The following is a 24,501-nucleotide window of genomic DNA, read 5'->3' as shown; positions in this document are numbered from 1 at the left end:
GAAAAGTATGGCTATTTAGAACTACCGAACAATGCCATTAGTTCGCCATAGCCCAGGCAGGCGTTAGCCGGGTGTATCGACTGGAAGTTATAGCCCTAGTTCCGGACGAGGGGGTAATTAAATACAAAACATTGCCAAATGCACTGATTTAGAGCGTTGGCAGCCAATAGCCACTAGTTGCACTTAGCCATAATGAAGTTGTTCAGGTGCTCTCTCGTTCAATTAACTGACAGTGCAAAAGATTCAAGCGCTCAACTTCCTCATCGGTGGCTAATACACCCAGACTTTGCAGGACGCGTGTGGCGGCGAGCACACCGATCTCCAACGCGGGTGGCTGGAGGGTGCTGAGGCTGGGCAACAACATGTGGGCAAACGGGTAATCGCCAAAACCCAATACGGCGCAGTCCTGGGGGATGCTCAGCCCGGCGCGTTGACCGGCCAGCAAACCGCCCGCGGCGAGGTTGTCATTGGCGAAGAAAATCGCGTCGGGCGTGATCGCCTGCCCCATCAGCGCTTCCATGGCTTGCTTGCCGGCTTCGAAGGGCGCACGGTCGGCGTCCGGCACAAAGACCCACGGGTGCACACCCAACTCGGAGAGGGTCGCGGTAAATCCATCGCGCCGCTCCAATGCGCTGAAGTCGCCCACTGCACTGTTTTGTACGAAGGCGATGCGTCGATAGCCTTTGCCATGCAAGTAGCGCGCGGCGGTGACGCCCACTTCATAATGAGAAAACCCCACTTGCAACGGCGCGCGTTCCGGCACGTAGTCCCAGGTTTCGACGATCGGTATATCTGCCTCGGCGATCATCTTCTCGGTGCCAGGGCTGTGAAAGCGGCTGGTCAGCACCAGCGCTGCCGGCGACCAACCGAGAAAAGCGCGCACCGCACTTTCCTCCTGCTCGATGCTGAAATAGCTGGAGGCCAGCAACAGCTGGTAGCCGTGACGACTGAGGGTGTCGCTGAAGCCCTGCAGCGTATTGGCAAAAATCGGCCCCGAGATATTCGGAGTCACCATCGCAACGATTTTGCCGCGCGCGGAGGCCAACCCGCCGGCCACCAGGTTCGGCACATACCCCAACTGCGCGACTACCTGGGCGATACGTTCACGGCGCTCGGGTGACACCTGTTCAGGTTGGTTGAAGTAACGCGACACCGTAATGGCCGACACCCCGGCCTGGCGCGCCACGGTATTGAGGGTGACGCGGCCGGCGCCCCGGCGCTTGCGCGGTTTGTGTTCGTTCACGGCAAAAACCTCAAAAAGGAATATAAAACTAATTTTTTAGTATTTGACGCTCTAAACCGACGCCTTCAATAATGCCGATGTTAGCGCTAACAAAGCGCACTGTCTGCTACTCGCTCGAGCGAATGCCCAAGACATTTTCAGGCGCTGAAGGTCGCAGAACCGCAGCGGACCAGGGTATTTTTTCGAGCGGGCACAGCATGCATAACTTTCCACGGCACACCCATTTGTTGCTTCTGGCAGGCCTCTGCGCCTTGCCCGTCTGCGGCGCTGTAGCGGCTGACGAACAGGAACCCACGCTCCAATCCGTGACAGTCACCGCTACCCGCCGCGAAGAATCGCTGCAAAAAGTCCCGGTGGCCGTCTCGGTGCTCGATGGCGAGCAACTGGAGCGTGACAATCGCAACGGGGTGGCGAGCATCGCGCAGCAAGTGCCGTCGCTGAACTTTCGCACCGGCGCCTCGAACAAGGACACCTCGTTGTTCGTGCGCGGCGTGGGCACCATTTCAACCTCGCCGGGCGTTGAGCCAACGGTGGCTACGGTGATCGATGGCGTGGTCTATGCACGCCCCGGCCAGGCCACACTCGACCTGTTGGATTTGGAGCGCATCGAAGTGCTGCGTGGCCCGCAAGGCACGCTGTTCGGCAAGAACGCGTCGGCCGGTGTGCTGAATATCACCAGTAAGGCGCCGACTGCCCAGACCCACGGTTTTATCGACCAGTCGTTCTACAGCGGCCATGAAAGCCGCACGCGCTTTGGCATCGGTGGCAGCCTGGTGCCGGAGGTGCTCAAGGGCTCGATCAGTACTTTGTTCGGCAGCTACGACGGTAACGTCGACAACCGCCACAACGGCCAGGAGGTCAACGGTTACAACCACAAGGGCATTCGCGGCAAGCTGGAATTCACGCCCAACGACGCCGTGAAACTGACCCTGATCGCCGACTACATGCAATCCCACGACGACGCGCCCAATGGCGTGGTCAGCAAGTCCCTCAGCCCGGCGTTCAGCAATGCCTTGAGACCGGTGCGCGCCTCAAGTGACAACCGCGATATCAACACCGATACCCGCAGCCATGTGGAAGACACCAACAAGGGCTTGTCGGCGCAGTTGGATTGGAATCTGGGTGACTACACCCTCACGTCAATCACCGCCTGGCGCGGCTGGGACAACACTCAATATCAGGATGGCGACCGTCTGGGCACGGTCACCGCCGCGTTCCCCGGCACCGCTGACAAGGGCGACCTGGCGTTCGACCAATACTCCCAGGAGCTGCGCCTGGCCTCGCCCAAAGGCGAGTTCCTGGAGTACGTCGGCGGCCTGTTCTACATGCATGGCAAGGATGAGGAGACCTATCAGCGCACCCTCACCACCACGACGCGGGTCGATAGAGGCATTGCCGACTACAGCACCACCAGCGACAGCTACGCGGTGTTCGGCGAGACCACGCTCAACTTCACCTCGCGCTTTCGCGGCATCGCCGGGTTGCGTTACACCCATGACGACTTGCAGTACGACCATCGCCGCGTGTCCACCTCTGCCACTACCGTCAGCGGCATTCAACCGGCGACGTCGAGTTCCGGTTCGGTAGACGAGGATGGTTGGTCCGGTCGGCTGGGCGTGCAGTACGACCTCAGCGACAACATCACCAGCTACCTCACCTACTCACGTGGCTACAAAGGCCCGGCCTACAACGTGTTTTTCAACATGCAGCCGCGCGACACCGACGCGCTCAAGCCAGAAACCTCCAATACTTGGGAAGCCGGAATCAAGGCCACGGCCTGGAACAACCGCCTGACCACCAACCTGGCGGTGTTCCACAGTGACTACGACAACTACCAGGCCAACTTTTTCGACACCGTCGCCGGCCAAGTCGTGACGCGCCTGATCAACGCCGGCAGCGTCAGCACCGAAGGCGTCGAGCTCGATTACGCCCTGCAAGCCACTCAGCAACTCAAGCTCTCCGGCGCCCTGGCCTATACCCGAGCGCGCATCGATCAGTTCGCGTGCCCGCCAGGCGCAGCGGCAACCTGCAACGTCAATGGCAAACCACTGCCGTTCAGCCCGGACTGGAAAAGCTACGTGCGCGCCGACTACAGCATCCCCCTGGAGAACGGCCTGGATATCGAACTGGGCACTGACTACAGCTGGCAGAGCGAAGTGCAGTACGACATCAGCCAGAACCTCGACACCAAACAAGGCGCCTACGGCCTCTGGAACGCCAGCGTGGCCCTGGCCGACTATACCAATGGCTGGCGCGTGGCGCTGTTGGCGAAGAACCTCGCTGACAAATCCTACTCACCGCTGCTGGCCAGCGGCGGCAACTACATCTACCGCGCCGTGCCTCGTGACGATGAGCGTTACTTCGGCGTGCAACTGCGCAAGGATTTCTAGCATGGGCCGTCAACTCAAACTCGGCGCCTTCCTGATGGCTACCGGGCACCACGTGGCCGCCTGGCGCCACCCCGACGTACCGGCGAACGCTGGCCTGGATTTCGCCCACTACAAGCATTTGGCACGGGTGGCGGAAGCGGCGAAATTCGACGCACTGTTCGTGGCCGACAGCATCGCCGCCGCCACCGGTGAGGTCGCCAGCCAAATGGCGCGTTCGGATCATTTCGAGCCGCTCACTCTGCTCTCGGCCCTCAGTGCCGTGACCGAACATATCGGCCTGATCGCCACCGCTACCACCAGCTATAACGAGCCGTACCACGTGGCGCGTAAATTCGCCTCGCTGGATCACCTCTCCGGCGGTCGCGCAGGCTGGAACCTGGTGACCTCGGATAACGCGGCCGAGGCGCTGAATTTCGGTCGCGACGAGCACCTGGGGCATGCCGAACGCTACAGCCGCGCACGGGAATTTCATCAGGTGGTGACGGGGCTGTGGGACAGCTGGGACGACGACGCCTTCGTGCGCGACAAGGCCAGCGGACGCTATTACGAGCCAAGTAAACGCCATGTGCTGGACCATGTGGGCGAACACTTCCGAGTCAAAGGCCCCCTGAACGTGGCGCGCTCGCCCCAGGGCCAGCCTGTGATCGTGCAGGCTGGTTCCTCGGAAACCGGTCGTGAACTGGCCGCGCAGACCGCCGAAGTGGTGTTTACCGCGCAGACCTCATTGGCCGACGCGCAGGCCTTCTATAGCGACCTCAAAGCTCGCCTGGGCCAATACGGGCGCGAGGCCGACTCGCTGAAAATCATGCCGGGCGTGTTTGTGGTGGTGGGCCAAACCGAAGCCTTGGCCCAGGCCAAATTCGAAGCGTTCCAGGCGCTGGTCGAACCCGAGGTGGGGGTGGCGTTGCTGGGGCGCATGCTGGGTAATTTCGACCTGTCCGGCTACCCCCTCGATGGGCCGCTGCCCGAGTTACCCTTGACCGACAGCGGTCAACGCAGCCGCCAGCAACTGCTGAGTGAACTGGCCCAGCGCGAACAGCTGACATTGGCGCAACTGGGCCGACGCATTGCCGGTGGCCGCGGTCATTACAGCGTGATCGGCACGCCGATTCAGATCGCCGATGAACTGCAGCGCTGGTTCGAAGAAGATGCGGCGGATGGCTTCAATATTCTGGTACCGCACCTGCCGGGCGGGCTGGAGGATTTTGCCCGCCTGGTCATTCCCGAATTACAGCGACGCGGCTTGTTTCGTCGCGAATACACCGGCACCACACTGCGCGAAAACCTTGGTTTGGCGCGCCCGGGCAACCGTTACAAGGCGGCTCGATCATGAAGAACACGGCCAGCTCGCCGAGCAAAGGTGGCCTGAGCGATTACTGTTTTGTCGCCAACACGAACCTGTGCACCAGCCCACCACACACGCCACCGAGCAAAGGCACCACCCAGAACACCCACAACTGGGCTATCGCCCAATCGCCTTGAAACAGTGCCACGCCCGTACTACGCGCCGGGTTAACCGATGTATTGCTCACCGGAATGCTGATCAGGTGAATCAAGACCAGGGCGAACCCGATGGCCAGCGGCGCAAAACCGGCCGGCGCCTTTTTATCGGTAACACCCAGGATAATCAGCAGGAAAAACGCCGTGAGTACAAACTCGGTGACCACTACTGACAGAAACGAGAAGCCACCTGGAGAGTGCTCACCATAACCATTGGTGGCAAACCCCGCCGACACATCAAACCCGGCCTTGCCGCTGGCGATCAGGTACAACACCCCGGCAGCTGCAATCGCGCCCAGGACCTGAGTGAGGATGTAGGGCGCCACGTCCTTGCCGTCAATCCGCCCGGCGGCGAGCAAACCCAGGGTGACCGCGGGATTGAAATGCCCGCCGGAAATATGGCCGACGGCGTAGGCCATGGTTAATACGGTTAAGCCAAATGCCAAGGCCACGCCGACAAAGCCGATGCCCAGCTCAGGGAAGGCGGCAGCCAGAACGGCACTGCCGCAACCGCCCAGTACCAGCCAGAATGTGCCGAAGAACTCGGCGGCTAGACGTTTTGTCATCAGGTAACTCCTTGAAGTTAGGTCAAAGAGTGGGAGCCTAACAACGGGGTACCTGCGTTGGATGTGGGAAATTTCCTTGGTGTGTGGTGATTATGAAAAATGGCGACGGATGCTGGGAAGGGCATTTCTTCCCTGAAAAAGCCCAACCGTCACCGATTGGGCTAATTCATTGAATAATATGGTCGGGACGGAGTGACTCGAACACCCGCCCCCTGGCGCCCCATGCAAGCGGACACCTCTGCTGGTCTCGGTCGTCGACTGGGCGATTTCAACGGAAAAGGCCGCGCTGAGAACAGAGTTGATGCCGATCTGCACGCCCATCCGTCTGAACCCGGAGCCGAAAGCAGCCCCGCCCGGTAAAGGCTATGGATTACCTACCAGTCGGGTTGCCTTGAGGCGAAACAATAGCCCGGCGCTGGGCCGGGCTATCGTCATTGCTACCTGCTAAGCCAGCAGGTCTGCGTCCCGCTCCCGCCACAGAGCTTCCAGCTTCGTCAGCCCCATCCCGGTAATCAGCGTCGAGCATGTTGGGATCATGGTTCACCCCGCGCTCAGCCAACCAATGCCGCGCGCCGTTGGTCGACTTTTTCAACCACGCCGCAGCCAAGGGCCTGTGCCCGGACAACCCAGCGGCCAGCACCATCAAACGAGTCGAGAAGAAGCAGCGCAAGCGGCACACCGTTGAGGGCCTGAAGGCTATCAGGGAAAAAGTCGCCTGCCTGGCTACAGAACGCCAATCGGCCTGGCGCTTATCACCGCTCAGCGGCGGACCGACATCCTAGGCATGCGTTTCGAGGGGCAGAAGATCTGCGGGTCATGCGAGCGAGGGCATGACCAAAAACTACCAGCGAGACCATGAGGAAATCATCTGGTCCGAGGCAGTTCCGGACCTGAATATCAGTGAAATCACCAGGTAGTTTTTCGCGGGTTTTGCGCAGGCACAAAAAAGCCGATCTAGCTGATCGGCTTAAATGTCTGATTTTACTCAGGAATAAATGGTCGGGACGGAGTGATTCGAACACTCGACCCCTAGCACCCCATGCACGCAGTACACCTGTAAGACCTTGTTAAGTAGCTGTTTTTATTGGCGCTCGCTGCAATCGACTGCCCACAAGAGCTTACAAGCGCGTGAGAGATTCACGCAAATGTCACGCACCCGCCCCGGCGTTCTGCCGACGAACACCACTCCCCAAACCTGCACCACCTCGATTACTGTACGCACATACAGTATTTGAGATTCACGCTATGAACGTAGACATGGACACCGACGATTGGCTCGGCTGCCCCACTCCGCTGGAGATGTACCAGCACCAATGCTCGATCCTTGTGGATGAACTGGTGCAGACCGAGCGCATGCTGCGCCGAGCGCGGGCGAATATTGCCGGCCTGGTGCAGATGAATGATTTGCTGATGACAGGCAAAGCCGACGCAGAAGAAAAGCTCCGTTACGCTGAGACCGAGCTCAGCCGCTTAAATGTCGAATACTCGGAAAGAGGCAAAGAGATCATGAGCCTGAAGATGATCTCAAACCAGAACGAACACCTCCGCAGAGAGAACCAGCGATTGCTGCTCGAGCTTAGCGTTTACAAGCAGCCATTAGCCTAGCTCGTCAGCATAGGCCGCAACTGCCTCCTCAGTCAGCTCACGCCACTCACCTTCGTTGATCAGCCCCTGTTGCTTGAGGTCGTCAGCCAGGGCCAGTCGCGTTTCGTAGCGCTCCTCCGGTGTGGCCGATATGAAGGTTGGATCGTTACGCAGCGCAAACCACGCCTCCATTGCGTTCACCTGATCAATGTTGATCGCCATGACGAATACCTCGAGCCAGTGTCTACAGTGTAGAGATTGGCCGGGGACCAGCTGTTCATCGGCGCCGACGAGCGGAGATGCTTATGTGCGGGAGACTTTCGCAGTACCGGGGAATCCACGACTTCGTTGCAGCGCTGAGCATGCCCAATGCTCTGGCGAACTCAGTAGGCGATCAGCCGATTGAGCGGTACAACGTCGCACCGACAACCGCGGTTGCGCTGCTGCACCTGCAGGGCGACTTGCTCCACGCCGATCCAGTTCGCTGGGGATGGCGGCCGCATTGGGCGAAAGACCGGGCAGCGCCGATAAATGCCCGAGTGGAGAAGGTAGCCCATGGCCCGTTCTTCCGGGCGATCTGGCCTCACCGAGCAATCACGCCTATCGACAACTGGTTTGAGTGGGTAGATGAAGGCGGGGCCAAGAAGCAGCCCTACCTCATCCGCCGAAGGGATGGCGCACCGATACTCTGCGCTGCCATTGGCCAGCTACCTGACGCTGATGAAGGCCCAGGCGAGCATGATGGCTTCGTGATCATCACCGCCGACAGCGCCGGCGGCATGGTGGACATTCACGACCGGCGGCCCGTGGTGCTGACGCCAGACTTGGCGCGGGAATGGTTGGACCCGGCCACGCCCAAGGAGCGCGCCGAGCAGATGGTGCTACACCAGGGCGAGCCGTCCGAGGTGTTCGAGTGGTTCAAGGTCGACACGGCTGTGGGCAACGTGCGAAACAAAGGGTCTGAGCTCATCCAGCCGATCAGGGCGTGATACCACCAGGCCTACTGGCAAGCCTGTGCCGCAGCGACCAGCTGCCGCTCGTAACCGATCCGCTGCCGACGCTCGGCCAACAATGCCCGAACCTTTACTTCAAGGCTGTCGGACTTCTTCAGTCCAGCAGATGCCCACGGCGGCACCGCGACCTCCTTTGTTTTGCACGGAACCAGCACCGGCACCTCCGCGCGCACAGTGCGCACCTCTGGCTCCCTACCCGCACAGCCAGTCAGCGCCAGCGCTAACAGCACCAGAAAAGGTCTCATAACCCCAACTCCTGATCGATGATGGCCGCCGCAGCGTGGGCAGGGTCTCCACCGGTTCGCTCCCGCAGCAACTGATTGGCAGCGGCGTAGTCGGGCTGGGCCTCTTGCGCTGCTTTTGCCTGGGCCAGGGTGGCAGTTCGCTCCCGCAGGTCGCCGGCCTGGACAAGCTCGCCCAGCTTCATGCCTTGCTCGCCCGCCAGCGCTTCCAGGTTGTTGCGTGCCGACTGAGCGCTGACTAGGTTGGTGTTCGCGGCGTCGAGTAACGGACGGTAATGCAGGGCAGCCAGCCACACACCGCCGCCAGCGCCCAACACCAGCAGAAGGACAGCCGCAAGCCCAGCGCCAGCCAGTCTCTGTAAAGGCGTCATCACGGCACATCCTTGAAGAACACATGGTGACCCAGGCGCAGGGTCTGCGTGGCCTTCGCCGCCCAGGCCGGGGCCTTGGGCATCGTGGTCGCGTAGTAATGCGTGGCGCCGCCGGTTGGATCCGGTAACGCACCCGACATCACCTGGTCAGCTGCGCGCTGGGCCTGGGCAAACTGCGCGGCCGGGATCTGCTTGGCACCGCTCAGATAGGTGTAGTTCGGGTCGTTCTGGTTCCAGCAGCTGAACTGCCAGGGTTTCAGGCACACACCGGCGTAGCCCTCCCCCCACCACGACTTGGCCTTGCCGTCGAACACACGGTTGCGGATGGTCCAGGCCACGGCGATCTGGCCATCCAACCCTTCGCCGCGGGCCTCGCCCCACAGCGTGCGCGCCAGGATGTCCCGGTCTTTCTCGGTTGCGTTCATGCTTTTCTCCAGGCGTAAAAAAACCGCTCGAGGCGGTCATGGTGTTAAGTGCCGATCAGACTTCAGGGGGCGCACTCTCCGGCGCAGTCGGCGCTTCCGCCGGCATCTCCACCACCGGCGCATCTGGCACCAGGATGTGCAGAGTGATCATGTGTTTTAGGTCGTACGGCTGACCGTCCTTCGTAACTGTCACGGTCAATAGGCCGTCAGCGAAATCGGTTTCCACATCAGCACGGCTGTCCACCTGGTTCACCGTGTAGCCCCATCCGTCGTCAATGGGGGGAAATGGAACCATACCCTGGCAGCCAGTGATTTGATAAACGCCCTTGGATAATCGAGCTGACGTGACGACGGTATTACCCTGGGTTACGAAGTCATAGGTTGCGCCCGTAGCGCCCAACACGTTGATTGCTGCTCTTGCCATGATTAAATCGCCTTCAGCGTGCCGTCAGCGGCACGAGTGGTGTTTTGGGTTGAGTAGATTGTTTGCCAAGGGCCGAACACGTCAGAGTTGATCACGCTACGCATCTTTAAAACGTTTTGGCGCCAGTCTGAGAATATCTGGGTGGCGAACACCGGAATGCCGTAGCTCATGGTGAGCATTGGGCCATCAACCGAGCCAGAAGGCGCGTTTCCCGCAAGCAAACAAAAGTCAAAGCCTCCAAGATAAACCCTGCTTACCGGGTCAGTCGTGGCGCGACCTGACAAAGGAGCTCCGATGCCGCGGTCGCCAACCTTCAAAACGCGGCCCACTGTTGCATCATCCGCGCTAGTTGTTAGGTTTGCATTAGAGGCAGTACCAAGCTGTGCATCCCGAGCATAAAGCTCTGCGGTCATTGCATTAATTTTTACCGCACCACTGCGATTTGTATCGCCGCCGGCACCCGTCGGGGCTACGCCTATGTTTATTTCTTGCCTTGGCATTTAAGCCTCCTGGATTATTTACACATTAAAACTCGAGAACTTTATAAAAAGCTGGCTCACGTGATCGGCTTAGCAAAAGTAACTGAGATATATAAATATATGGAGTTTGCTACCCCCTCAACAAAAGGCACGATTCTATTATTCTGATAATCCCAAGTACAATAAAGCTTGCAGAATCGGGTAGATGCCCCCCCAACATCCATGCCTATGTTGTTAACCAGCATGTAATCGCCAGTATTCAATGGCGATGTGGCAGTCCAGCTCGACTTAGTTGTCCCCTGTCCAGTTGATGAAGATCCAAGGTAGGTCCAATCGGTTATCGTCCTGGTGAATTGGGCGCAGGGAGTACCGCTATCAATTAACAGATTGGCAGATGGCCCCCACACCCTGAACCCATATGACGCGACCGCTCGGGCTTGAAAAGCGGCCACGAAAAAGCCTCCAGCACCGTCTACGAGAAAAGAAAATCCTGTCCAGTTGCCAGGTGTTCCAAGAATAGTTACGTAGCTGAATGTGCTTGTAGCATCCGGACGAACGAAAACTAAAGGGGGCTCCTGAGTAGTGATAGCAGGAGAAAACGTAGCCCCGCCTGAGTATCTACCCTTTTGTAAAATGGAAAGCCTCGAATATTCAGAATCCAATGTAACTACATCAGCCCCATTTTTGAACTCCATGCCGTATGCCATTCACCTGTACCTCATAACCAACAATCTTTGAGTTCCTAACGCCATAGTCGCAGTAGGGTGGGACCGATTTGCAAACCAGACATAAACACCGCCTGAAACGACCTGGGTATCAAATTGAACCGCATAGGAGTCCTGGGCGTTAGGGTCTTTTGGATATGCGCCTGCTGGAATACATATAGCCGAGTGGGTGCTCGGCTCTACTCCAGGCAACGCTATAAACGTGTTCCTTGGTCCTGAGTTATTAGGAGGCGATCTTGTGATTAGTGACGAGTGTATGATCCTCACTGTAAACGAGGTTTCATCAAGCTCTAATGCACCAGTCGCCCCCCACACCCTAATCCCGTAGCTCATGCCGATAAATCCCCCCACTGGAATCGTTTGACGTTGTTTTCATCAAACACTTTCCCGCCGCGATTATTGATAACTTGCCGGGCGTCTCCTCCGAATGCACCGTTGATCTCAAAAGTCCCGTCGAAAAACAGCTTCCAGCCAGCCTTGCCTGGGTCATAGTTGTTCGACTGGATGAAGTTGCCGATCTTGGCGTTGGTGATCGTGCCGTCCTGGATGAACGCGGCCTTAATGAAGGTCTGCCCACCCTGGACTGCGAACGGCACCGATCCGGCCTGGCCAATGGCGAATCTGTCCGCATCGATGATGAACAGCGACTGCAATCCACCAGGGCCATTCTCCAGCCCAAGCCCGATGCCAGCGTACTTGTAGAGGCCGGTGGCGGTTTCGTACTGCATCCGCACCGACCAGTTCGCCGTAACCTTGCCATCGACCGTTTGAATGGCCGTGGTGTTGGTCTGGATGGCCAGGGTGTTGCCGCTGACCGAGTTCTTGACCGTTTCGATGCTGGACGACAACACGCCGTCGGCATTGGTTCTGGCGGTTTGCTCAGCAACCACCGCGGCGGCGTTGTCGGCCACCTTCACTTCCACTGTGTCGGTTCGCTGCCCCTGCACCAGGTCACCCTCGATCAGGGCGGACTGAACAGACCAGACGCCAACGTAGCTCTCCTCCGAACCGATCAGCGCCGCGTCATCACCCTGAAGCGGTGGATTGACCTGCAAGTAGATGCCGTCAACCCGCTGCGCCGTGGTGGTGACCTTGCCGTCGAGCGTGGTTACCGTGGCCTTGAGGGTGCTCAACCCGCTGGCCGTGGCGTTCACGCCGGTGACTGGGTCGTTGACCGTGACCTTCACCGCGTTGAGCTGTTGCGCCTGGGCGGTGATGTCCTGGCCATGCTGATTAATCGACGCCGAGTTCTGCTGAACCTGCGTCACCAGGGCATTCACCGTCTGCGTTACCGTGCCGATGTCGGTCCAGTAGGTGGCGTTCGGTGGCGGGCTGTTCGCCGGTACCGGGCCGTTGGCCTGATACAGGTGCTGCCCCATGCGCACGATATCGTTAAGCGCGTACGCCTTCGCAGGGTCGTACTCCAGCGCGTCGACGATCTGGTCAATCAAACCTTCCAGCTCATCCTTGGCCGCTTCGATGCGCCCATTGACCGATCCCGGGCCGTTGCCGTCGATAAGGTTGATGCGTTCGTTGAGCAGTTGCCCCAAGGACGTCTCGTCAATTTGCCCTTTGATCTGCTCAAGGATCGGCCCAGCATCCGAGCTGGCCTGGCCCATCACCCCATTCACCACCGGATAGAACGGACCGATGTTGCCGGTACGGTCCACCAGGCGCGCCCAGAAGAACAGCGTTGCACCAGCCAGGAGCGACTGCATGCGGTAGTCAGCCTGCGGATATGCCAGGTCGGCCAGCTTGGTTGCCGCTGCGAGATTGTTCGCTGGGCCATACCACAGTTCGGTTCGTTGGGTATCCTCGGCACCAGCTGGGAAAGCCCACTTGATGCTGATCCCGAACAGTTCGCTGGTGGTGGTCAGGAACGACACCGCCGGCGGCAAGCCCGTCTTGCCTTCAAGGTTGGTCAGGCTGGAGCTTTTCCAGATCGACGAGATTTCGAAGGCGCTCACTGCGCGAACCCGAGCCAGGTAGGCCCCGGAGTAAATGCCTGTTACGTCCACGCTCGTTGAGCCAGTACGCTGCACCTTGATCCAGTTGCCGTTGTCCTTGCGCCACTCCACGTCATAAGCGACGGCTCCGGCGACAGCGGGCCAGGAAATGTTCATGGTGCTGATGGCAATGCCCTGGTCGATGGACACGTCCGACGAGACGGCCACGCTCTCTGGTGGGGGAACAACTGTGATAGGAATGACGCTAATTGGTCGCTCCTCAAGGCGCGCGCCAGTATCAATGTTTGCGTATTTGCTTGGCTCGTATTGCAGGGCGCTGATCTCGTAGTCGCCTTCCGGCGTCCGCGCTGTCCTAGTGACCCTGTAAAGCGGAATTGCTAAGTCTTCCGCATCAATTGCCCACTGAAGTTGTACAGCCGGAGCCTCGCTATACGCAACAGCGACTGTTACGTTGCGTCCGCTCACGCTTTCCACGGTACGCCCTTCTGCCCTCCCACCAGGGAGGTTGATCATCAGCCGGTCACCGGCCTTGGCCAGGGTGTCGCGGTCCAAAGTGATGACCTTCCCGGCCGCCGCTGCAATACGCCCGCCAATCTCCCGGCCCGCCAGCAGCGAGTCAGCAACTGGGATAATGAACCCAGGCAGCGGGATACGGCCTTCCATGCCAGTCCTGAAACTGATGGTGCGGTCCTGGTTGTTGCTCAGCACCAGCCATTTAGCGCGGCGCTGGGCCTCAGATGCGCGAGTGCAGCCGATGGCGCTGATCTCCGTAGGCTTGTCGCCCAGGCGGCGCTGGAGTGGAAGGTCGGAATAGACCGTGACGTCGGTGTCGTAGTTGTTCAGCGGGTTGTCATAGCTGACCAGGCACCGAGTGAAGCGTGTTTTGGCCGACGCACTGCCGTAGGAGATCTTGCCGTCGATAACATTGGATCGGGTGAAAACGTAGTCGATGTCCTGGGATCGAGGCATATCAGCCTGCATAACCAGCTGTCCCTGGGCCCAATAGGTCATGCCGCGATAGATGCCGGCGATGTCGCGCAGCAGTGACCAGGCATCGGCCTTGCCCTGCAGGTTCATGTCGCACAAAAAGCGTGGCTCAACGCCGTCAGCACCATTCGGCACCAACTGGTCGCAGTACTGCGCAATGCGGTACAGCTCCCACTTGTCCACCATCCACGGCTTGATGCGGCGGCCAAGGCCGAAACGGTCCTGGGTGCAGATGCCGTAAGTGATCCAGGCCGGGTTGTTGGTCCAGGCCTCCTTCATCGTACCGTCCCAGGCGCCAGAGTACGTGCGGGCCACTGGATCATAGTTGCTAGGTACCTGCCAGCGGCGGGCCTTGCACTTCACGGTGACGGCCGGAATATTGGTGAACTGCTCGGCGTCGAACTCGATGAACAAAAGCGCAGTGTTCGGGTAGCGGAGCTTCGCGTCGATCACCTGCGTGTAACCGGCAATGAACAGGCTGTCCGCAATCTTGTCGGTGTTCTGGTTTGGCGTAATGCGACGAACACGGATCAGCCAGCCACTTGTTGCAGGAGGCAGATCAATGCGCAGGGACCTCTCATATCGAGTAGTGGTCTTTCCCGCCAATGCGCCGACCAGCACCTCCTGATAGGCACCGCCATCCGTTGCCACGTCGACTGCGTATTCAATGCGATAGCCGTTGATATTGCCTTCGCTATCCTGGCTCGCCAGTCGTGGCGTTGCCAGACGGATGCGCGCCGCCGAAAGCTGCAGGTTGGTCAGCGACTGAACCCAAGGGGTACCGCTACGTAACTCAATATTCAGCGACGTTTCATTGTCTACAGACGGAATACCTGGAATGTAGGTCTGATCTACGGAGCCGGGACGCCAATCCCACTTCACATTGGTGAAGTTGAAGTTGCCGCTCGCATCCTGGATAGGAGTGTTATCGAGGAAGATGTCGCGCGCCGTCGGGGTTCCGTCAAATTCGCCCTCGCCTATGGCGATCAGGATCTTCGCAAGGTTGGTTGAGCGCAGGCTGTCGGGCGCCTCTACCGGCGACTTAGGCTTACTCTCGCCACCTTTTGACCCGTGTATGTCCAGCTTCTGTGCTGCGCCCATGCTTTCCTCCAGGCAATAAAAAACCGCCTCTTGGGCGGCTTGTTCGCATCGTCGTGTCTATGTCTTGTCCTCGGCGTAAATCGATGCCGAGATAATTGCTCCGCCCCACCGGCGCTCACCGATGCAAATGGGAACAGGGTTGCCGCTAGCCGTGGTGTTCTTGGCCGAGCCGAACGCGTAGCTGGGCATGTTTTCCGGTGAGGCGCTTTGCTTGAGTCCGGACGCCTGGGGACTAAGCATCTGAATCACACCGCCGGCGAGTAATGCGATGCCAGTACTGAGGGTCGCACCTCCGGTAAAATAAGACGCGGCGATCAGTACAACGCCGATGATTGTTTGGAGCAGGCCGGCGCGCTTTGCGCCCTCTACCACCGGCACAATCCGAACTTCCTTGGTCCCACCCATGCCGAATTGATCCTGCCCGGCGTTCTTCCGGTTGCGGAAGATGGCGAAGCGCAGGCCGAGCCGGTCAAGTCGCCGGATCTCTGCTTCGAACCCGTCAATGGTTGCCTTCAGCGCCCTGAACACCTCCCAGGTATCGCCCGAGCCAACCTGGCGCCGGTGCAGCCTGCCGAACTTCTGGGCCAGCGAGCCGGACAACTTGATAGTGGTCATCGGCGAATAAACGATGGCGCTCATCTAGCCTCCTTGTGTCGAAGAATTAAGCGGGTGCGCTGGAGCCACGGGCCGCCGTAGACGATTACCTCGGACGGCCGGCCATACAGGTGGTGCAGCACAAAGGGGCCGGGGCCGAACACGCCAGAATCTTCGCCAGGCAGCTCCGGCTCTGTCCCCAGGTATATCCCTGCGTGGTTTGGGTGGGCCGTGCGGCCGACCTCCATCACGATCATGTCGCCGCGCTGCGGGGTGTCGACCTGCTCGAAGCCGGCGGCGGCGTAGTTCGCCTCGTACAAGCTTGTGCTGTCTGCGCTCTCCCACCAGCCATCAGCCCGCTGGAAGGACTCGAACTCAAGGCCCCACTCGCGCTGGTACCAATCCGCGCAGACCTGCCAGCAGTCCCAGGCGCCGTGTACGAACGGGCGCTTGAGCAGCGCCGTGCTGCCGGTCGGCGTGATCGTGCGCAGGTCGCCCTCAGGCCAGGACAGAATGTGCCAAGGCAAGGCCGTGGCCTCACACATCGCCAGGTCTCGCGACGACGGCCTGCTGGTGGCGTCCGGATGCGAGTGCACGATGCCGATCACCTGGCCCTCATCTTCCGCCGCGGCGTAGTCCTCCGGCTCGAGCCGGAACTCTTCGTTTGGCTCGGTGGCGATGTTCCGGCACGGGAAGTATTTCTGCGCCCTGCCCACGGCCAGTACCAGCCCGCAGCACTCTTTCGGGTACTCGGCGACCGCATGCGCCTGGATGGCAGCAAGGATGTGTTTGCGCATGGTCAGCTCCGGGCGATCAAGGACACAGCGGGGAAGCCGCCGAATGGCAATGGGTTATCCGTGCCGAAGCGCGGGTCGCAGCCCTTACCAAGGGTTCCGTCGCATTCATCGAGCTCAGGGTCGTCAGTGACAACCCCATCCTTTGTAACGTAGGGGCCGGTGTATCCGCAGTTCGGGCCTCGGTAGCCGCCGGTGAGGCACCAGTGGCACAGAGTGGTCATCTGCCGGCCGATGGTTTCGCCGCCGACGTCGCCCGGGCTGGCCAGGTCCCAGCTGACCGTCTCGCCGTCCTCGTTAGTCTTCTGGTCGACATACCAGACCTCAATCGATTCCTGAGTAGGATCCGCCATGGGATTGCCGCCTTCGAAGTTCACGGCGTCCAAGTACTCGGCCAGCGTGTTTCGAATGGTCAGCTTGAACTCAAGCAGATCCTCGAAGGCCAGGCAGAGGGCGGTGATTCGCCCGTTGACGTTGCCGACCGACAGCTTGGGCCGTACAGCGGTGCCGTCGCCATTCGCCTCGCTGCCCTCGTATTGCATGGGCCAGGCACCGTACTCTTCGCCTTTCCACCAAATCGACTTGGCTGGCAGTTGGTCAGCGTTGCCGCCGGCGGCGATCAGTTCTGCAGGCGTGTGCGGTATCGCATGACCATGGAAACGCAGGACATCGGCGCCGTAGTCGCTGCCGTCCAGCTCGAACAGCATGACTTCGTTGCCAGGCTCAAGAGTCTGGATAGCGTTGATCAGCGACATGGATTGACCTTTACGGGTGGAAGGCGCGCTCGAACGTCGCCGTCACTTTGAATACGCCCCCGCCCATGGGCGTAGGGGTTGGGTTCTTGCAGGTGAACAGGCCAAGCTGGCCTAGCGGTGTGGTCCACAAGAAAGCCTTGGCACCTTTGTGGCGGTCGAAGAACGCCATAATTTCCAGCGCTCTGGCCGTGTTGCCCGTGTGGGTGACCGGGTAGGAATCGACTTTGTTGTTGATCCCGTCCCCGACCTCTTGCTTGTAGCCGTCCCCGAACTGCGAGGTGCGCACCCGATAGGTAATATCGGGCGCCTCCCCGTTCTGAGTGGCCCAGGTGAACGTCTCAATCGTCATCGACGCGCTCCTGCAATATCTTCCAAAGATCGCCGCCAGGCCGAATCCTTTTGCCCATCCCTTCGGTGATCGAATCGCTGATCAGTCTCTCCAGGCGATGGACCTCCGCAACGATGCTCGGACCAACCTCACCAGACTCCATGATCACAGCCTGAATTCTACCAATGGCCACGCCCATCGCCTTCGATCTTTCTCTGATCTCTCCGGCAGTAGTGGCATCCCCGACGCCTTTGAAAAAGAACTCGGAAAGCGCCCCAGTGAGCGACATCAAAAGCTCGTCTCGATCATATTCGAACGCCATTACCCTCTCCCATTGATTGCTCGCCAAATAGCACCGCCTGGCTGCACGCCTCGGGCTATCGCTGCTTCAGCTTCCGCTTTTGTGACCTGCTGGATGTTTCTGCCGGCCTGAGTGGTATCTTCCTGCGTTGCATTGCCGCCGGTGCCAGCCGTTTGCACGGATACCGAAACGGGAAAGTTGTAGGTGTTTCCGCCGCCACCGCCCGCCGCCGCCATGATCGAACTGCCGCCCGTCATTAATGGCGTGACGCTGCCACCCTGAGCACCAGTCATGAGGTACGACCGGCCACCCTGATTGAACAGCTCGGGCCCCTTTTCGTTTACCTCATAGAGCGTGTTCGGATCGACAGGCCCACCTGACGCCCTGCCCTCTACCAGAGCGCTGCCGATGCTGGAGCCGAAACTGCCAGCACCCGCACCCGCCGCCGCACCGCCACCGAAGTACGCGCCAAGCGCGCTACCGGCAAGGCTCGACAGCAATCCGGAGGCCGCCTGCCGAGCTGCGATACGCGCCATGTCGGCGATGATCGACTTGGCGAAGTCGGAGAACGAGAACTTGCCGTTGGTGGCGAAGCTGGCCACCGCGTCCTCCATAGAGCTGAAGGCGTTGGTGAACAGGCTGCGGGTTTGCCCAGCGACATCCCGCGCCGAGTCCAGGTAGTTACTGAAAGCCGAGGTCGCCCCATTGCGCCAATCACTCTGGGCCACAGACATCTGCTCATAGTTGCTGAGCGTGGTCTGCGTCAGGTCGCGCTCGCTACGATTGATCGCCTCAAGCTTGGCCTGGTATTCCTCGGCGCTCATGTTGCGCGAAGCGTCGGCCTTGTCGCGTGCCAGGTCCAGGCGCTGCTGGTTGGCCCGATCCGATATTCCGTTCAGGTCGCCGTTGATGGCGTTCTGGCGGTCGCTCTGGCCGACACCTTGAGCCGCCCGGCTGCCGGCGCGCTGCAATGCAGCGTTCTGCTGATCCAGCGCATCGGTGTACGACTTGATGGCCAGCTCCTGCTTCTTGAGCCTTCCCTGCTCATTGGTCGCAATTACTGATAGCTCGCTATCCGACTCCTGCTGAGCCTTGACCATGTTGGCCCGGGCGTCGGCGATCTTCTGGTCCAGCTGGATGCGCTGAGCTGCCGAAGTGCCAGCCTTGCCCTTGGCACCCTCAAGCGCCGCGATCTCGGCCTCATAGGAGGATTTGACCTCGGACGCCTGCTGCTGGAGCAATGCCACGCGCTGAGCCGTGTAACTCTCCTGTGAGATGATCCCGGCCTTCTGCGCGGCTTCCAGCTCCTTGTCGGCGCTCTTGTAGTAGCTGAGCACAGCGTTGAGCTGGTTCTTCGAGTCGTTGAACGAGGTTAGGTCGACCGCTGTGGTCGCGCCTTTCGGGTCCTTGTACTTGTCGCGGATGTTTTTCAGGTCGCGATCAATGTTCTTCTGGGCGAGCAGCGGGCTGTCAGGGTTCGCCTCGCGCAGAGCAGCGATCTTGCGCAGGTACGCTTCCTCTTCCTTGTCGCGCTTCTGCTTGTTGCTGTAGGACGCAACGCGAATGCGCTCAAGATCCTGCTCGGCCTCGATGCCCTTGTCCTGGATCTTCTGGCGGTCGCCCAGGTATTTAGTGCGCGTCTTCTCTGCCTCTATCTGGAGGTCAAGAAACGCCAAATCCTTGGTGTCTTTAGCTGTATCGCGCGTTTCGATACCCATAGCAGCAGCGCGGCCGCCACGGCCCTGCCCAGTTTTCAGCCTTTGGCGTATTACTTCGGCTTGCTGCTCCAGGGTTTGAGTGCGTCCGATCTCCTTGGTGGCGTCCAGAGCGCCTTTCGCTGCGTCCCTTACTGCATTCCAGCCGCGCTCTATGATTCCCAGATTCTGCGTGATCTCTCCGGTGCGAGTTTCGATCGTACTGGCGTATGTATCCGTCAGTAATTTAGCCGCACCCACTGTGTCGCCCTGTTCTTTAAGGGCAACGATCTGCGAGTAAACCGACGCTGTTAAAAAGTGATATTGATCATTGAGTTCTTTTGCGGCGGCGACAGGATCTTTCGCAATTTTCGCGAACTCTGCGATCGTCTCATCAATAGCCCGACCTGTAGCCTTCTCCATCTGCAGGGCGGCTTCGGTGATTTGCCCGAAACTTTCGCTGGCGATCTTTCCGTTACCGGCGAGCTTGGCCAGCACCTCAGCTGCAGCGCCAGTCGTCCCCACTGTTGCGCTGACCTGCCGCGCCATATCACTGAGCTGACTTGCACTCGTACCAGCCACATTGCCGCTGAGGATCAGCGCCTCATTGTAGGCATCGGCCTCTTCACTACCCTTGTAATAGGCTAGCCCCAAAGCGGCGACAGCTGCAGCCGCCAGCGTAAATGGGTTTATCAGCCCTAGAACGTAACCGCCCAGCGCCTTCGCCGCCGGCGCAATGCCGCCGAACATATCTTTCAGCTGGCCGCCCTGCTGTAACAGAACCGTAAGCGGAGCCTGTCCACCCTGGAGAGAGACGGCGATGTCAGTGAACTGAGCAGGAACGCCTCGCAGCGCTGCAGCCGTCTGCTTTGCCGTGTTTCCGGTGCGAGTAAGGCTGTCGTCGAATCTGCCCAGGTTAGCCCGCGACTGGTCGATCTTGCCCTGGTACTCGCTGAACGTTGAGGCATCCAGCGCGCCAAGCTTTTTTTGCTTGGCCAGTTTCGTTTCAAGGTCGTCGAGACGGCCCAGGGCCTTTACTGTTGGGTCAATCTCGCCCAGCAGGTCTGATAGCTCATCCTTCTGCTTCTTCATCGAAGCAGTCGCCTTGTCAGCGCCGCGCGCTACGCCATCAGCCGCTTTCTCTGCCCTTGCACCTGCCGCCGTGAGCTTGTCGAGGTCGGAGCTTGCCTGCGCAGCATCCGTCGAATCGACCTTTATGCCGAGCTCAGCAATCGACGTCATACTTTTCTCCAGGCATAAAAAAACCCGCTCGATGGCGGGCTATTGGGTTCACTTGATCTATTTATTCAACTTCGAATTCGTTTCCGCAAACTGGCAGGTAATGCTTATGTCGGTTTGCATGTCTTCCCCAAACTTGGCCACCGGCCTGGCTCCTACCCCCTCGACTACGTACTTGGAGAACCCCGCATATCCACCATAGCTGTTCTTGGCGTTTACTTCTCCACATACAACCGTATTGTCGGGAAGGCGATAGACCTTCTCATCCCTGAACTCAGCTGATGCCGAGTCGTTAAGGTTTCGTTGCACCTCATCACGAGCTTTCTGAACGTCGCTATTTCCACACCCCGCCAACGCTACGAAAACCATACCCGCTACTAATAGTTTCATGCCTTTCCATCCTTGAAATGTTTAGAAGCTGCTCGGTTGAACGGAGATGGATCCGCCGCCAGCGGGTAGAAAAACTCGGAATTTCTTTTGCTGACTCGGACTAAGAACTACTGAGATTTCCATCCTCTCAGGGTTCGTTGCGCAGAGTCCCGAGCCGTCGAGTGCGGCACCGAGCAACCACTCCCCTGGCGGAACTTGGAATACTGCCTTTTCTCCAGTATCCAGCTTCGCCACGGGCGCACCGTTTAGAAAGACGGTCGCAAAGCAGCCGCCGCCGGTAAACCCAGTGTCCCGCGTGACAATTAGCGAACTACCGCCGGGTGCTGGCTTTTGGTAACCGCTTACCCGCTCTGACGGCGCTAGGCGCGCCTTGTCGGACGGAACTGGCGAAGTCGCACACCCGGCCAGCATCGCCAACACCACCGCCGCTATCAAAATCCGCATAACCGATCCTCATCCTGAAAGTGCCGACTGTATCACCAGAAATGCTGTATGGATGCCCAAGTATCACTCACGATATCGCTTTGCTATCGTCATCCGTCTACCTACGGATACGAGCAATAGCACATGGATCAGAAGCGCCTTGACGAAACGCTACTCAAAATTGGCCAGTTTGCTGAGGAAAAAATCAGCTGGGTAGACCTTCAAAACGATATCGATATCGAGGCTGCCATCATCCTTAAGGACCAAGGACTATCAGGCATCCAAGCAACGAGGATGATAACCGGCCGTTACAAGCTCAGAATTATCAACGGCCCTCTGACGCCACCGGGCAAGCTTCGAGTTTCTGAATTAACAGCCAAGTAAGGATTTCCCAGTCCTTCGCCTGCAAGCCCAAGGACTGGGACAGCGCCAATATCGGCGCGTTTATGACCTGGAGGTCAATGTGGCTCTGACGATCAACAATCTGCAGCTTTCCAGACATACCACACCCACAACAGCCCTAATAAATCTTGGGGATTCGGATGGGTGCTCAGTAATTGTCAACATAAAACTTGAAGGCAAACCGGTCGACGAGTTCTCGCTCAAGGAAATGACGAAGCTTGGTCTAGAGGCCGCCAAACATCTCACGCACCAGGTTTGATCGAAGCCTGAAGCGAATCAATACGCGCTGCGAGTGCCGCATCTGTGGCGGCCATCGCACCCGCTTCACTGGACACTTGAACACTCAGGGCCGACAGCGATTGAGACAGAATCTGAACTCGATCATCGCTGATGCGAACCATCCCAACGGTGCTGTCGCCGATCATGGCTTCGTTGATGTAAAGCTGCCCGTCAACAATGGAAAAAGGCTTATCCATACGTATCTCCTGCGGCAGTGCCGCGTCATGTTGGTTGTCTACGTCCTGCTCTCGCTCATCACCAGCAGCGCCTCAGCTTCCATCATCCGTAAATCAGGGAAAGCCTGCCTCAGCTCGGCACGCTTGAGGCCGATCATGCTCGCCACCGGCTTGATGGCGCTGTAGTCCAGGCCCACGGCGCCGCCCATACCCACACGCCACTGCGTGGACATCGCTTCGAACAGCAGGAAGGCTGGCCAGTTGTCTGGCCAGACTTCGTACTCTTCATCGGGGATGTCGGCCTTGGTCATGCCGAAGGCCGCCAGGTCAGCTTCTGACGGCCCTTGCTCGTACAGGATTCGTGCGACGCCGGTTAGTTTCCCAGGCGTGCCGGCTGATACGCGGCTTGGTATGCGGCCAGCACAGCCTGGGGCGCACCCACGCAGGTGGTGACCAGCGCAGTCATGGCTTCGTCCGACAGCTTCTCGTCGAAGCCCCAGCCGCTGACAATGTCCTTGAGCTGTTCGACCTGCAGCGCGATTTCCGAGACCGTGGCGTCCTGCCAGGACATACCCTCGTCTTGCACCTTGGTGGCATGAGCGTCACGGGCGGCGTTCCAGCGGTCGAACAGCGATGACAGCGCAATGCGGTCCAGGTACTTGAACTCGAAGTCCACAGCCACTGCTTCGCCGCCCACACGGGGGATCTGCACTTTGGCCTTGAACGTTGGGTTTGGCGCGATCTTGATCTTGGCCATGGGTTACACCACCACGGCCGAGTAACGGGTTGGGCGGCCAGCCAGGGACAGCGTGATGACACGGGTCATCAGGTTGTTACGGGACAGCGCCGGGGTAGACGTGATGGTCACGTAGGCGTTGTAGAGGATGCTGTCGCCGTTCGGCAGGTTCAGGCGCAGTACACGGGTGACCTTGTCCTCGTCGGCGGTTTCAACCACCGGCACGTAAGCCAGGGATGGGTCATCCGCTACGGTGAACGACATGCTGATCGGGTTCTTGGTGGTCGGGATCTGGCGGTCGTCATCGTCAGCCAGGAAGCCGAATGTGAGGAACTGCTGGTCGCCACCGCTGGTAGCAACGTCGGTGATCTGCGAGATCTCAACGAAACCGGTTACTTCGCGCACCGAACCAACGCCAGATCCGGCCGGGTATGGTTGAAGGTTGGTGGTGTTGATGTTTTCCAGGGCGAAGGTGCCGGTCAGGCTGTCCGCTACGCGTGCGGCGCGGTCATTAAGGCGGGTCCAGCCGGAGGTCACGGCGATGATGCCGCCATCGCTCAGGCCGTGGGCCGCGGCGGTCGCTACAGCCGGATTGGCGTTGCTCAGCTCGGTCACCGGAATCGCAGTGCCATAGGTTGCAGCGATTTGCAGGGTCGCGCCGTTGGGTAATCTGAAAGACAATTTCAACTCCTATGCCGCTTCTTGGCGGCGCATATAGATTCTTCGGGCATAAAAAAACCCGCTCAATGGCGGGTTGTTCGTTAAATCGTGCATCCCTTATGCAGGGTTCTTTTCGCTTCCAGGTAGGCCGCGTGAGCGTCTTGGGCCGTACTAAACGAACCTAGATGAATTTTCTTTTTCTCTACTACGATCTGTCCGCGCCATTTCGAGGACTGCTGATCCCATATGGCGCCAAGCAATCCGCTTCGGTTGTTCCGGTAGGCTGACCGCTGGTTTTCCATGTTCAGTGTGTAATCGGCCACCCGCAGGTTCGCAATCCGGTTATCGGACCTTACCCCGTTGATGTGGTCAATTTGCTCGGCGGGCCAGACGCCGTGCACGTAAAGCCACGCAACTCGGTGAGCTTGATATCGCTTGGAGTCAACCGATACCCGGTGATAACCGGGAGATGAGCCAGAGGTGGCGAGGAAGTCGGCGCGGCTGCCAGCTTTATGGCGCTGGGCAGTCCTGATCTTTCGGGTAAATATCCCAGTCTCAGGGCAGTAGCTAAGCAACTCGCGTACCCGGTCAGCAGTTAGGGTATTTTGATCCATTCCAGCACTCCTTCAAGTCTGGCGTGGTTGGGTACGGACTGCTTTGTTGGCAGTTCCAGGCCCGGTCATTTTACCACTTCTACTATATGCAAACACAGC

General features: G+C 59.1%; 27 protein-coding genes and 1 pseudogene. 6 read left to right on the top strand and 22 right to left on the bottom strand.

What is annotated here, in order from left to right:
- Nucleotides 1–202 precede the first annotated feature (202 nt).
- On the bottom strand, nucleotides 203–1,243 hold the full coding sequence (locus BOP96_RS12830; RefSeq protein WP_073452972.1) for a LacI family DNA-binding transcriptional regulator: 1,041 nt from the start codon (nucleotides 1,241–1,243) through the stop codon (nucleotides 203–205).
- Between the two features lie 197 nt (nucleotides 1,244–1,440).
- Between BOP96_RS12830 and BOP96_RS12825 the strand changes: the two genes are divergently transcribed.
- Both BOP96_RS12825 and BOP96_RS12820 read left to right on the top strand, forming a co-directional pair.
- Nucleotides 1,441–3,633 carry a TonB-dependent receptor gene (locus BOP96_RS12825; protein ID WP_073452970.1) on the top strand — a complete coding sequence of 731 codons (2,193 nt, stop codon included), beginning with the start codon at nucleotides 1,441–1,443 and terminating at the stop codon, nucleotides 3,631–3,633.
- 1 nt (nucleotide 3,634) lies between these two features.
- The gene (locus BOP96_RS12820; RefSeq protein ID WP_073452968.1) at nucleotides 3,635–4,966 is read left to right on the top strand and encodes an LLM class flavin-dependent oxidoreductase; all 1,332 of its coding nucleotides are present in this window, start codon (nucleotides 3,635–3,637) and stop codon (nucleotides 4,964–4,966) included.
- 40 nt (nucleotides 4,967–5,006) lie between these two features.
- Here BOP96_RS12820 and aqpZ read toward each other — a convergent pair whose 3' ends face one another.
- On the bottom strand, nucleotides 5,007–5,699 hold the full coding sequence (gene aqpZ / locus BOP96_RS12815) for an aquaporin Z (RefSeq protein ID WP_014719121.1): 693 nt from the start codon (nucleotides 5,697–5,699) through the stop codon (nucleotides 5,007–5,009).
- A 542-nt stretch (nucleotides 5,700–6,241) separates the two neighbouring features.
- Here aqpZ and BOP96_RS29240 point away from each other — a divergent pair.
- Together BOP96_RS29240 and BOP96_RS12805 are read left to right on the top strand one after the other, a co-directional pair.
- Nucleotides 6,242–6,616: pseudogene (locus tag BOP96_RS29240) on the top strand (integrase); the annotation flags it as partial.
- Nucleotides 6,617–6,944: 328 nt separating this feature from the next.
- On the top strand, nucleotides 6,945–7,304 hold the full coding sequence (locus tag BOP96_RS12805) for a hypothetical protein (protein ID WP_073452964.1): 360 nt from the start codon (nucleotides 6,945–6,947) through the stop codon (nucleotides 7,302–7,304).
- Here the strand turns inward: BOP96_RS12805 and BOP96_RS12800 are convergent.
- The gene (locus tag BOP96_RS12800; RefSeq protein WP_038449292.1) at nucleotides 7,296–7,505 is read right to left on the bottom strand and encodes a hypothetical protein; all 210 of its coding nucleotides are present in this window, start codon (nucleotides 7,503–7,505) and stop codon (nucleotides 7,296–7,298) included. The genes BOP96_RS12805 and BOP96_RS12800 overlap by 9 nt on opposite strands.
- 83 nt (nucleotides 7,506–7,588) lie before the next feature.
- Between BOP96_RS12800 and BOP96_RS12795 the strand changes: the two genes are divergently transcribed.
- Complete coding sequence (locus BOP96_RS12795; protein ID WP_073452962.1) at nucleotides 7,589–8,272, top strand: SOS response-associated peptidase family protein; 684 nt, start codon at nucleotides 7,589–7,591, stop codon at nucleotides 8,270–8,272.
- 11 nt (nucleotides 8,273–8,283) lie between these two features.
- Here the strand turns inward: BOP96_RS12795 and BOP96_RS12790 are convergent, their stop codons facing one another.
- The 14 genes from BOP96_RS12790 to BOP96_RS12720 all read right to left on the bottom strand — a co-directional run bounded on the left by BOP96_RS12790 (nucleotide 8,284) and on the right by BOP96_RS12720 (nucleotide 21,112).
- Entirely contained in the window at nucleotides 8,284–8,541 is a 258-nt protein-coding gene (locus BOP96_RS12790) for a hypothetical protein (RefSeq protein ID WP_073452959.1), read from the bottom strand.
- Nucleotides 8,538–8,909 (bottom strand): hypothetical protein, encoded by a 372-nt coding sequence (locus BOP96_RS12785; RefSeq protein WP_073452957.1) that lies wholly within the window; start codon nucleotides 8,907–8,909, stop codon nucleotides 8,538–8,540. Before BOP96_RS12785 ends, BOP96_RS12790 begins: the two co-directional genes overlap by 4 nt.
- Complete coding sequence (locus BOP96_RS12780) at nucleotides 8,909–9,334, bottom strand: cell wall hydrolase (protein WP_073452955.1); 426 nt, start codon at nucleotides 9,332–9,334, stop codon at nucleotides 8,909–8,911. Before BOP96_RS12780 ends, BOP96_RS12785 begins: the two co-directional genes overlap by 1 nt.
- Before the next feature lie 55 nt (nucleotides 9,335–9,389).
- Nucleotides 9,390–9,758, bottom strand: coding sequence for a hypothetical protein (locus BOP96_RS12775; RefSeq protein WP_073452953.1), 369 nt, complete (start codon nucleotides 9,756–9,758; stop codon nucleotides 9,390–9,392).
- A gap of 2 nt (nucleotides 9,759–9,760) precedes the next feature.
- Nucleotides 9,761–10,258, bottom strand: coding sequence for a hypothetical protein (locus BOP96_RS12770; protein ID WP_073452952.1), 498 nt, complete (start codon nucleotides 10,256–10,258; stop codon nucleotides 9,761–9,763).
- 56 nt (nucleotides 10,259–10,314) lie between these two features.
- A complete protein-coding gene (locus BOP96_RS12765; RefSeq protein WP_073452950.1) occupies nucleotides 10,315–10,944 on the bottom strand; it encodes a hypothetical protein in 630 nt (209 codons plus the stop codon).
- A 347-nt stretch (nucleotides 10,945–11,291) separates the two neighbouring features.
- Entirely contained in the window at nucleotides 11,292–15,017 is a 3,726-nt protein-coding gene (gene gpJ / locus BOP96_RS12755) for a TipJ family phage tail tip protein (RefSeq protein WP_073452948.1), read from the bottom strand.
- 57 nt (nucleotides 15,018–15,074) lie between these two features.
- A complete protein-coding gene (locus tag BOP96_RS12750) occupies nucleotides 15,075–15,656 on the bottom strand; it encodes a tail assembly protein (RefSeq protein ID WP_073452946.1) in 582 nt (193 codons plus the stop codon).
- The gene (locus BOP96_RS12745; RefSeq protein WP_073452944.1) at nucleotides 15,653–16,408 is read right to left on the bottom strand and encodes a C40 family peptidase; all 756 of its coding nucleotides are present in this window, start codon (nucleotides 16,406–16,408) and stop codon (nucleotides 15,653–15,655) included. The genes BOP96_RS12750 and BOP96_RS12745 overlap by 4 nt, the downstream gene beginning before the upstream one ends.
- Before the next feature lie 2 nt (nucleotides 16,409–16,410).
- Nucleotides 16,411–17,160 carry a phage minor tail protein L gene (locus BOP96_RS12740; RefSeq protein ID WP_073452942.1) on the bottom strand — a complete coding sequence of 250 codons (750 nt, stop codon included), beginning with the start codon at nucleotides 17,158–17,160 and terminating at the stop codon, nucleotides 16,411–16,413.
- A gap of 10 nt (nucleotides 17,161–17,170) precedes the next feature.
- Nucleotides 17,171–17,509 carry a phage tail protein gene (locus BOP96_RS12735; protein WP_073452940.1) on the bottom strand — a complete coding sequence of 113 codons (339 nt, stop codon included), beginning with the start codon at nucleotides 17,507–17,509 and terminating at the stop codon, nucleotides 17,171–17,173.
- Entirely contained in the window at nucleotides 17,499–17,810 is a 312-nt protein-coding gene (locus BOP96_RS12730; RefSeq protein ID WP_073452938.1) for a hypothetical protein, read from the bottom strand. Before BOP96_RS12730 ends, BOP96_RS12735 begins: the two co-directional genes overlap by 11 nt.
- On the bottom strand, nucleotides 17,810–20,725 hold the full coding sequence (locus tag BOP96_RS12725; protein WP_073452936.1) for a phage tail tape measure protein: 2,916 nt from the start codon (nucleotides 20,723–20,725) through the stop codon (nucleotides 17,810–17,812). Before BOP96_RS12725 ends, BOP96_RS12730 begins: the two co-directional genes overlap by 1 nt.
- Nucleotides 20,726–20,782: 57 nt before the next feature.
- Nucleotides 20,783–21,112, bottom strand: a complete 330-nt coding sequence (locus BOP96_RS12720; RefSeq protein WP_073452934.1) for a hypothetical protein — start codon at nucleotides 21,110–21,112, stop codon at nucleotides 20,783–20,785.
- A gap of 567 nt (nucleotides 21,113–21,679) precedes the next feature.
- Between BOP96_RS12720 and BOP96_RS12710 the strand changes: the two genes are divergently transcribed.
- Nucleotides 21,680–21,919 (top strand): hypothetical protein, encoded by a 240-nt coding sequence (locus tag BOP96_RS12710; protein ID WP_073452930.1) that lies wholly within the window; start codon nucleotides 21,680–21,682, stop codon nucleotides 21,917–21,919.
- 260 nt (nucleotides 21,920–22,179) lie between these two features.
- Here BOP96_RS12710 and BOP96_RS12700 read toward each other — a convergent pair whose 3' ends face one another.
- The 5 genes from BOP96_RS12700 to BOP96_RS12680 all read right to left on the bottom strand — a co-directional run bounded on the left by BOP96_RS12700 (nucleotide 22,180) and on the right by BOP96_RS12680 (nucleotide 24,402).
- Nucleotides 22,180–22,413, bottom strand: a complete 234-nt coding sequence (locus tag BOP96_RS12700; protein WP_073452926.1) for a phage tail tip fiber protein — start codon at nucleotides 22,411–22,413, stop codon at nucleotides 22,180–22,182.
- Between the two features lie 38 nt (nucleotides 22,414–22,451).
- The gene (locus BOP96_RS12695; protein WP_073452924.1) at nucleotides 22,452–22,703 is read right to left on the bottom strand and encodes a DUF1799 domain-containing protein; all 252 of its coding nucleotides are present in this window, start codon (nucleotides 22,701–22,703) and stop codon (nucleotides 22,452–22,454) included.
- A 62-nt stretch (nucleotides 22,704–22,765) separates the two neighbouring features.
- Nucleotides 22,766–23,149 carry a phage tail assembly chaperone gene (locus tag BOP96_RS12690; RefSeq protein WP_073452922.1) on the bottom strand — a complete coding sequence of 128 codons (384 nt, stop codon included), beginning with the start codon at nucleotides 23,147–23,149 and terminating at the stop codon, nucleotides 22,766–22,768.
- 3 nt (nucleotides 23,150–23,152) lie between these two features.
- The gene (locus BOP96_RS12685; RefSeq protein WP_073452920.1) at nucleotides 23,153–23,809 is read right to left on the bottom strand and encodes a phage tail protein; all 657 of its coding nucleotides are present in this window, start codon (nucleotides 23,807–23,809) and stop codon (nucleotides 23,153–23,155) included.
- A gap of 80 nt (nucleotides 23,810–23,889) precedes the next feature.
- Nucleotides 23,890–24,402, bottom strand: coding sequence for an HNH endonuclease (locus tag BOP96_RS12680; RefSeq protein ID WP_073452918.1), 513 nt, complete (start codon nucleotides 24,400–24,402; stop codon nucleotides 23,890–23,892).
- Nucleotides 24,403–24,501 lie beyond the last annotated feature (99 nt).

The sequence above is a fragment of the Pseudomonas sp. FSL W5-0203 genome (assembly GCF_001896155.1).
GTDB classification, from domain to species: Bacteria; Pseudomonadota; Gammaproteobacteria; order Pseudomonadales; family Pseudomonadaceae; genus Aquipseudomonas; species Aquipseudomonas paracarnis.
The sequence above is the reverse complement of the archived record's forward strand: the minus strand, read 5'-3'. Positions and strand labels throughout refer to the sequence as shown.